Annotated in this window: 10 protein-coding genes; 4 read left to right on the forward strand and 6 right to left on the reverse strand. The window is 51.8% G+C overall.

Going from position 1 to position 7999, the window contains the following annotated elements; translation table 11 throughout:
* Positions 1–230: 230 nt before the first annotated feature.
* The gene (locus OGY18_RS26415; RefSeq protein ID WP_286554944.1) at positions 231–1100 is read left to right on the forward strand and encodes a DMT family transporter; all 870 of its coding nucleotides are present in this window, start codon (positions 231–233) and stop codon (positions 1098–1100) included.
* Positions 1101–1233: 133 nt separating this feature from the next.
* A complete protein-coding gene (locus OGY18_RS26420) occupies positions 1234–2457 on the forward strand; it encodes a MalY/PatB family protein (RefSeq protein WP_023287190.1) in 1224 nt (407 codons plus the stop codon).
* A 185-nt stretch (positions 2458–2642) separates the two neighbouring features.
* On the opposite strand, the gene OGY18_RS26425 is transcribed toward OGY18_RS26420, so the two are convergent.
* From OGY18_RS26425 to OGY18_RS26435, 3 genes are all read right to left on the reverse strand, one after another.
* Positions 2643–3416 (reverse strand): SDR family NAD(P)-dependent oxidoreductase, encoded by a 774-nt coding sequence (locus OGY18_RS26425; RefSeq protein WP_004729618.1) that lies wholly within the window; start codon positions 3414–3416, stop codon positions 2643–2645.
* 65 nt (positions 3417–3481) lie between these two features.
* Positions 3482–4183, reverse strand: coding sequence for a DsbA family oxidoreductase (locus tag OGY18_RS26430; RefSeq protein ID WP_096755722.1), 702 nt, complete (start codon positions 4181–4183; stop codon positions 3482–3484).
* 65 nt (positions 4184–4248) lie between these two features.
* On the reverse strand, positions 4249–5355 hold the full coding sequence (locus OGY18_RS26435) for an alkene reductase (RefSeq protein ID WP_006687059.1): 1107 nt from the start codon (positions 5353–5355) through the stop codon (positions 4249–4251).
* A 213-nt stretch (positions 5356–5568) separates the two neighbouring features.
* On the opposite strand from OGY18_RS26435, the gene OGY18_RS26440 reads away from it, so the two are divergent.
* Positions 5569–5898, forward strand: a complete 330-nt coding sequence (locus OGY18_RS26440) for a thioredoxin family protein (protein WP_002431133.1) — start codon at positions 5569–5571, stop codon at positions 5896–5898.
* Positions 5899–5927: 29 nt separating this feature from the next.
* Here the strand turns inward: OGY18_RS26440 and OGY18_RS26445 are convergent, their stop codons facing one another.
* The 3 genes from OGY18_RS26445 to OGY18_RS26455 all read right to left on the reverse strand — a co-directional run bounded on the left by OGY18_RS26445 (position 5928) and on the right by OGY18_RS26455 (position 7551).
* A complete protein-coding gene (locus OGY18_RS26445) occupies positions 5928–6266 on the reverse strand; it encodes a carboxymuconolactone decarboxylase family protein (protein ID WP_000888080.1) in 339 nt (112 codons plus the stop codon).
* Positions 6267–6270: 4 nt separating this feature from the next.
* The gene (locus OGY18_RS26450; RefSeq protein ID WP_000210409.1) at positions 6271–6852 is read right to left on the reverse strand and encodes a TetR/AcrR family transcriptional regulator; all 582 of its coding nucleotides are present in this window, start codon (positions 6850–6852) and stop codon (positions 6271–6273) included.
* Between the two features lie 141 nt (positions 6853–6993).
* Positions 6994–7551, reverse strand: a complete 558-nt coding sequence (locus OGY18_RS26455) for an OsmC family protein (RefSeq protein WP_000108589.1) — start codon at positions 7549–7551, stop codon at positions 6994–6996.
* 176 nt (positions 7552–7727) lie between these two features.
* Between OGY18_RS26455 and OGY18_RS26460 the strand changes: the two genes are divergently transcribed.
* A partial coding sequence (locus OGY18_RS26460; RefSeq protein ID WP_286554947.1) for an IS6 family transposase occupies positions 7728–7999 on the forward strand: 272 nt, incomplete at its 3' end.

Below are 7999 nucleotides of genomic sequence, written 5' to 3' on the forward strand. Positions count from 1 at the left end.
AAAAATCGGCCCAGATCCGCGAAATTTTAATCAGCGAGTCAGCTTGGGAAGAAATGACCTGCTTATTCGCACCTTCCCTTCCTCTACTGGGGATGTGAAACAGAATTCATTCCGAATGCCTGTCCTCACCTTCCAGTTTGAAAGCTGATTATTGCTTCCTGTTCGGTGATCACTTACGCTATGCTACCAACTAGATGGTAGTTTGCAAGAATTTTATGAGGTCTCACTGAATGGCCAATTGCGCGCTCATTCTTAAAATATCCCTGGCAATGCTGGCGTTTGCTGCAAACTCTATTCTGTGCCGTCTGGCCCTGCAGGGAGGCCACATTGATCCCCTTTCATTCAGCAGCCTCAGGCTGGCCAGTGGTGCACTCGTCCTGTCACCTTTCTTGTTTTATCACGCAAAAACTACATTATCGCTGTGGCGTCCGCTGAGCGGATTTTACCTCATGGTGTACGCAGTGCTCTTCTCTGTCGCCTATATCCATCTCGATACCGGGGCAGGTGCGCTGTTAATTTTTGGTGCCGTACAGTTTGCGGTGGTGATCCACGGATTATTTAAAGGGGAATCACTCTCCGTTATGCGGGCTTGCGGTTTAGTTATTGCTCTGGCAGGAATTGCTGCCCTGCTGTTACCCGGGGCGAAGGCACCGCCGCTTTACAGTGCACTTATGATGATCGTTGCCGGATTAGCCTGGGCCGCCTATTCCGTCAGGGGGAGGGCGGGCCAGGCGGCCGGGGCTTCAACGGCGGCAAATTTTGTACTCGCCACGCCGATGGCTCTCGCTCTTTCGTTGCTGTTTATGAAGCAGGGTCACTATGATGCTGCGGGCATTGCTTTGTCATTGCTGTCCGGTGCCGCCGCCTCAGCCGGTGCATATGTATTGTGGTATACCCTTTTACCCCCTCTCGGCTCTATCACCGCCAGTACCCTTCAGCTCAGCGTTCCCTGTCTGGCAATGCTAGGGGGTGTGGTATTCCTGGATGAATCACTGACGGTCAGAACGATATTTTCTGCCCTGGCGGTGCTGACTGGCATTGTGATGGTGACACGCGAGAAATCCCCCCGTAAGTCGATGACAAAGGCGAGAGAACCTTAATAACGCAATTAATTCATGCAGTTGTGATGATTCTCTTATGTTAATCACACGAGCCAGTTTTCCCGCTCCGGCATCAGACAGACAGTAATACTGAGGTCGACGTTTCTGACTACACCTAAGGCAGGTTTATGAAATGAAATATGATTTTGATGAGTACGTAAGCAGAGAGAAAACAGACAGTCTCACCGTGGACGGCTGGCGGGAATACCTGTTTTCGGGACAGTCCGAATTTGCAATGCGGTATCCGGCAGAAGGGCTAATCAACCTCTGGGTTGCTGACATGGCTTTTGCCACACCAGAGCCGATTCTTCAGGCCATCAGAGACCGTCTGGATAGAAAAATACTCGGCTACACTAAAATCTACGACGAAGAATACTATGAGATCTTTGGCAGCTGGTGTGAGCGACAATATGGTCACCGTTTCAAAACGGAAGACATTGTGCTGTCTCCGGGCATTATTCCCGCGCTGAACCGTCTCGTCCCGCTTCTGACCGACATGGATGACAGTATTCTTATTATGACGCCTTCATATGGCCCGTTTAAAAAGGCGGGTGAATACAGTCAGCGTCGCGTGGTGTACTCGGCGTTAAAAAAATCAGCAGGCGGCTGGGAACCTGACTGGGAAGACTTTGCACGCAAAGCCAGTCAGGCCGATTTACGTGTGAAAATTCTTTTCCTGTGTAATCCGCATAACCCGACCGGACGAGTCTGGCGGCCTGATGAACTTAAGCGGATTATTGAAATTTGCCTGGCCAATGACATCTGGGTGATATCTGACGAAATTCACTGCGACCTGTCCCGAAGCGGTATCGGTCATACACCGGCCGCCTCTCTTTTCCCTGATTCTACACGCATTATTACCTGCATGTCCTCGAGTAAAACATTCAATCTGGCCGGGAATTTGTTGGCAAATATTATTATTCCGGATCCCGGTGTCAGAAGCGAGTGGCGTCTCAGACACGACGAGTTCATCTCTCCACTGAGCCTGGCAGCAAACAAAGCGGCGTGGAGTGAATGTGATGACTGGCTTGTCCATCTGAGGGAATATATTGACGGAAATTTCCAGTACCTGCACGACTATCTCAAAAGCTATTTACCCGAAACCAGGTTCTCGATCCCCGAAGGGACATATCTGGCCTGGATAGATATTAGCCGCTACCTGCCCGACACCGCAGGTGAGGATTTATCGCTGTATTTTGCCCGGGAGTCAGGGGTCCTTCTTGAAGGGGGCTTGCTGTTTGTCGACAATGGGGACGGATATATCCGGTTAAATCTGGCCTGCCCACGGAGTATGCTGACAGCAGGGATGAAAAGAATTTCACAGGTACTGCGGATACCGGCTCCTCATCGTGTATAACCCCTTTCTCTCTGGCCGTTTTGTCCTGTCAGGATGTCGTCAGAACCCGGCATAACACCCTGTGCCGGGAACACAAAAGGCACGGATGAACAGGTCGTGAATATTCTTAGTGAAGCCTGCTGATGACATGTCTGGCGACAAAAAAATGCCGCCCTTAAGGGGCGGCTTATGCCAGCGTCACGGGGTTATCGTCTGACCGCCATGATGCCCGCATCGACATCCCAGATAGCGCCCGTCACCCATGAGGTTTTGTCAGACAACAGGAAGAGAATAGTGTTTGCCACATCTTCGGCAGTTCCGACGCGTCCCAGCGGGTGGAAATCGTTCAGCGACTTCATAGCATCTGCGATATCCGCTTTGTCCATGAAGCCTTCGTATATCGGCGTATGAACAATCCCGGGAGACACCGCGTTGACACGAATACCCGCGCTGGCCAGCTCAATCGCCAGATTACGCGTCAGGGCATGCAGACCCGCTTTTGCCATTGAATAGGCCGAGGCCGGCGAGTCACCCAGTGCAGCCTGAGCACCAATCGAACCGACGTTGACGATAGACCCTTCGAGCTTCGCGGCGAGCATGTTCTTCACGACATCCTGTGTAATAAAGAACGTGGCTCGGTTCAGCGAAAGATACATGTCATAATCGGCAAAGCTGTGCTCGGTAAATCCTTTGGGCATGAAGATACCGGCGGCATTCACCATCAGGCTGATATCGCGATGGTGAGCATTAATTTCCTGACGGATAGTTTCCATACCTTCTTCGGTCATCAGGTTCGCCGCGATGACCGCAACCGGTCCCAGAGGGCTCAATTCTTTTTGCACCGCTTCGGCTTTGTCTTTTTTATTCCCGGTCAGCACGACACTGCCGCCCGCTTCCAGTACCATGCGTGCCACGGCCAGGCCCATGCCGCTGGTACCGCCGACGACGAGCAGTTTTTTACCTTTGAAAAAAGTGTTCATTTTCTGACTCCATTACTGGTGGGTAAGACGTTGCCGGCAGCGTGAAACTGCCGGCGGTTGACGGATTAAATACTGCAGCCATCCGTTCCGCAGGTCTGACCCGCAGTGGCTGAAAATTCGGTTTGCTGTTCATCCCAGACCTGACGCAGGGCATTCAAAAAGTTATCTGCTGCCTGAGCCCCGCTGATGGCATATTTTTCGTTCATCACAAAAACCGGAACGCCGCTGAGGCCAATAGACTGTGCGTGGGCTTCATCGTCGGAAACGGTGGCGCGAAAATCGTCATTTTCCAGGGCGGCTGCAGCGTCAGCTTTCGGCATACCGGCTTCTACGGCCATGGCAACGAGCTGCTGACGGTCAAAGAGAGAGCGACCTTCGGTGATACTGCCATGATAAAAACGTTCTTCCACCGCGTCCGCAATTCCGGCCTTACGCGCGGCAACCAGCAGGGTGTGTGCATCTTCTGTATCACCAAACATCATGCCGTCGAAGTTGTAGATCAGACCTTCAGATTTACCGGCGGTGCCCACCTGATTCATCATCAGCTCCGCTGAATGCTGACTGCCCAGCTTTTTAACGATGGCATCCTTAAAAGGCATCGCGGGAGTACCACCGGCCAGACGGTAGCTGTGATGGCGGATCACCACCTGGTCGCGAAATTCAAAGCGATTCAGACCCTGTTCAAATCTTTTTTTAGCAATCCAGCACCACGGGCAGACCAAATCTGACCAGATATCGATGGTAAGGGTGGGTTTCAGCGTTTGCATAATGATTCCTCAAAGACGTTGGGCGGTCGGATCTCACTTATCAGAGAACCGCGACCGTATGGGATTTATTGCGCCTGCCAGACCGGGTAATCGGTATAGCCTTTTTCCGGGGAACCACTGACGCCGTAGTAGGTGGCGCGGTCACTTTCTGCCAGTGGCCAGCCGTTTTGCATTCTTTCAACCAGATCCGGGTTAGCGATGTAGGGCACACCAAATGCCACCAGATCCAGCTCATCATCTTCCAGAGCCTGCTCTGCGATATCACGGGTAAAACCGCCGGCAGCGATGATGGTGCCTTTAAACGTGTTGCGAAAACGGCGGCGGAAGCCTTCCGGAAGTGGCGCTTTGGTGTACACCGGTTGATAGTAAAGGTGTACGTAGGCCAGTTCCCGCTGACCGAGCGCGTCGGTGATGGCTGACCAGGTTTGCTCTTCACCTTCATACGGCGCGAGGTCATAAATGCGGCCGAACGGTGACAGGCGCACGGCAACGTGGCTGTTACCCACGGCTTCCGCCACGGCGTCAATGGTCTCCAGCAGGAAACGCTGACGATTTTCCACCGAGCCGCCGTATTCGTCGGTGCGGGTGTTCAGTTCGCTACTGAGGAACTGGTCAAAGATGAATCCGTTTGCCGCCATGATTTCCACGCCGTCAAAGCCGGCTTCCATCGCCAGGCGTGCGGAGTGCACGAAGTCTGCAGTGATGCGTTTAACTTCATGCGTTTCCAGCGCGCGTGGCTGGCTTGGTACAACCGGGCCCGGTTCTCCGGATTCGGTCAGCGCAAAAACGGTGGTATTGACCGCCTGAACGGTGCCCGCTGAAACCGGCGCTATGTGGCCTGGCTGAAGAGAGACGTGAGACATACGGCCGACGTGCCAGAGCTGCGCGAAAATACGGCCACCTTTGGCGTGAACCGCTTGTGTCACCTTACGCCAGCCCTGGACGTGTTCGTCGTTGTAGATACCAGGGGTATAAAGGTAACCCCGGCCTTCTTCTGAAACCGGCATCCCTTCGGTGATGAGCAGGCCAGCAGAAGCACGCTGTGCATAGTACAAAGCCACGACCTCATCCGGCACGTCATTCATGGTGCGGGTGCGGGTCATCGGTGCCATGACTACACGGTTTTTTAACGCCAGGCCAGACAGATTGTAGGGGGTGAAAAGCTTACTCATCGTATACCTCACAAAAAACAAAAAGGAGTATCCCGGCAGGGATTTGCACAGCCCGGCAGTATCATCGACTGGACGTCGCGCACTGGAGTTGCATAAACATCTGATGGGTGGCAATATACCAACCATCTAGTAGGTAGGTCAATGGCTGTGTCGTATTTTTTTGTCATAACGCAGCCATTTCTGAATTGTCACTCATTTTGCGAGGTCATCACCATGCGTACATTAACAGCTTATAACGAAGATAATTTCCGCCAGATAGAGCAGTACAAAGGAATATCGGTGGTACGTTTCTCTGCACCCTGGTGTCCGCCCTGTCAGGCCAGCGAAGAAATGTTCAGTCAGTTTGCAGACCGGCTCGATAGAGATATTCAGGTGGGGAAAGTCAATGTAGATCAGGCGCCGGTGCTGACAACCAAATACGAGATCTGGGGGCTGCCGTCTGTGCTGATATTTCATGAAGGGCAATTAGTTAAACGCATACCGGGTGTGAAACCTGCATCGGTATATGCTCAGGCTATTGCGGACATAAAAAAAGGGCAGTAATGCCCTTTTAACGTGGAATTTATTAATGCTTAACCGCGTGCCTGACCGACGGCATCCAGAGTGCGGGCTGAATAAATGACCGCCGCGCCAGCGTTGAGGTTAATCGCCACGCCCAGCGCTTCAGCAATTTCAGCGTCGGTTGCACCGGCTTTCACAGCTGCGTCGGCGTGAAAAGCAATACAGCCGTCGCAGCGGGTTGTGACTGCGCACGCCAGGGCAATGAGTTCACGCACTTTTGCGCCCAAAAGGTCAGTTTTGTTACCTGCGTTGCCCAGGGCAACCACGCCTTTCATGGTCTCGGGGGTCAGTTTGCCCAACTCGCCTAAACGTTGCATTAACTCTGAGCGATAGTTGTTCCAGTCCAGCATAGTGTCATTCTCCTGAATGAGGGGTATTAAGAAGCAGTTTTATATACTTAAGGCTGTTGGCGAAGACTTCGGGTCTGGCCGTTGCATGCGCCACTACGCTTGAGCCTTCACAGACATTAATGATCATCAAAGCAATATCTGATGGTTCGGCATGGGATGAAAACTCACCTGACTCCATGCCCGCCCTGACGACTTTTGTGAGCCACTCGATTTGCATATCGAAATAAAGTGATGTCTGTACAGTAATTGCCTGAGGCAGATTGGCGGTCTCTGCTGACAACGCACAACACAGTGGCAGTAGCGAAGCTTTATGGCTTTGCGCGAAGATATCGATGTAAGCCGCAATTCTTCTCTCCGCGCTTTTCTCAGTCGCCTCTATCTGCTCAAATACGCGTTGTGTATCAGAGAACGCCTGTATTACCACCTGCTCACCCAGAATATCTTTGGTCGGGAAATGGTGATGAATACTGGCCTTGGTGATACCCACTATTTTTGATAAATCAGCATAGCTGAATGCTGAATACCCTTTTTCGCGCATCAGGTGTTCTGCTTCGCTGAGCAGCCGTTCCCTTGTCATGGTTGTCATAATTACTCCATATAATCTACTAGTTGATAGATTATATTGTTGCTATTTTTCCGTAGCAAGTTGTATCACTGACTCAGTATCGTGCAGAGCTGAACGTCACTGCCATCCTGCATTCTGAATGGCAGCATTACATCTCTGACATCACGCCAGGCGTGTAATCATTTCAACCGGATTAGCCAGAGTATCGTGGATTGGCGAATTCTTTTGCATTTCGCTGACCAGCGCTTCTAACTCCTCGCGACTGGCGGTCTTGCTCGTAAGGTGAACATCGACGCGAATAGATTTCGCACCTTTACGCACGTTGCTGTCCAGCCCAAGGAAGCCGTTGAGGTTGATATCGAAATTAAGATCCAGCTCGATACCGTCCAGGTCGATCCCTTTTTCAGCAGCCATCATGGTAAGGGTGGCGGTATAACAGCCAGCCAGCGCCTGCATGATGTATTCAGTCGGGCTCATGCCGGTATCGGTGCCGAGTAAACCTGCGGGTTCATCACCGATATTAGAAAATTTCCCCACACGGCTGGTATCGATAACGCCGTTCTGGATTGTGGCGCCGGTCTCTGTGCGAACGGTTAATCCGCCGCTGGAACGGGCTTTCATCTGGAAAGTCAGGTTACCCAGGCCAGGCTGGCTGCGAACTGCTTCACGGGTATTGTGGATCGCAGCTGCGTCTGCAGAAGGTTTAACGGTAGTAGACATAATGGCTCCTGTAATTTCTTGATAAAAGGTATAGCTGGTGTAATCAGTACCAATCATCTAGTTGGTAGATTAATATCGCGAACCTCTTTTGTCTACTCTTTTATAAAAAATAGGGCACTGTTGCAAATAGTCGGTGGTGATAAACTTATCATCCCCTTTTGCTGATGGAGCTGCACATGAACCCATTCAAAGGCCGGCATTTTCAGCGTGACATCATTCTGTGGGCCGTACGCTGGTACTGCAAATACGGCATCAGTTACCGTGAGCTGCAGGAGATGCTGGTTGAACGCGGAGTGAATGTCGATCACTCCACGATTTACCGCTGGGTTCAGCGTTATGCGCCTGAAATGGAAAAACGGCTGCGCTGGTACTGGCGTAACCCTTCCGATCTTTGCCCGTGGCACATGGATGAAACCTACGTGAAGGTCAATGGCCGCTGGGCGTATCT

Source organism: Citrobacter sp. Cpo142 (genome assembly GCF_030332425.1).
GTDB classification, from domain to species: Bacteria; Pseudomonadota; Gammaproteobacteria; order Enterobacterales; family Enterobacteriaceae; genus Citrobacter; species Citrobacter portucalensis.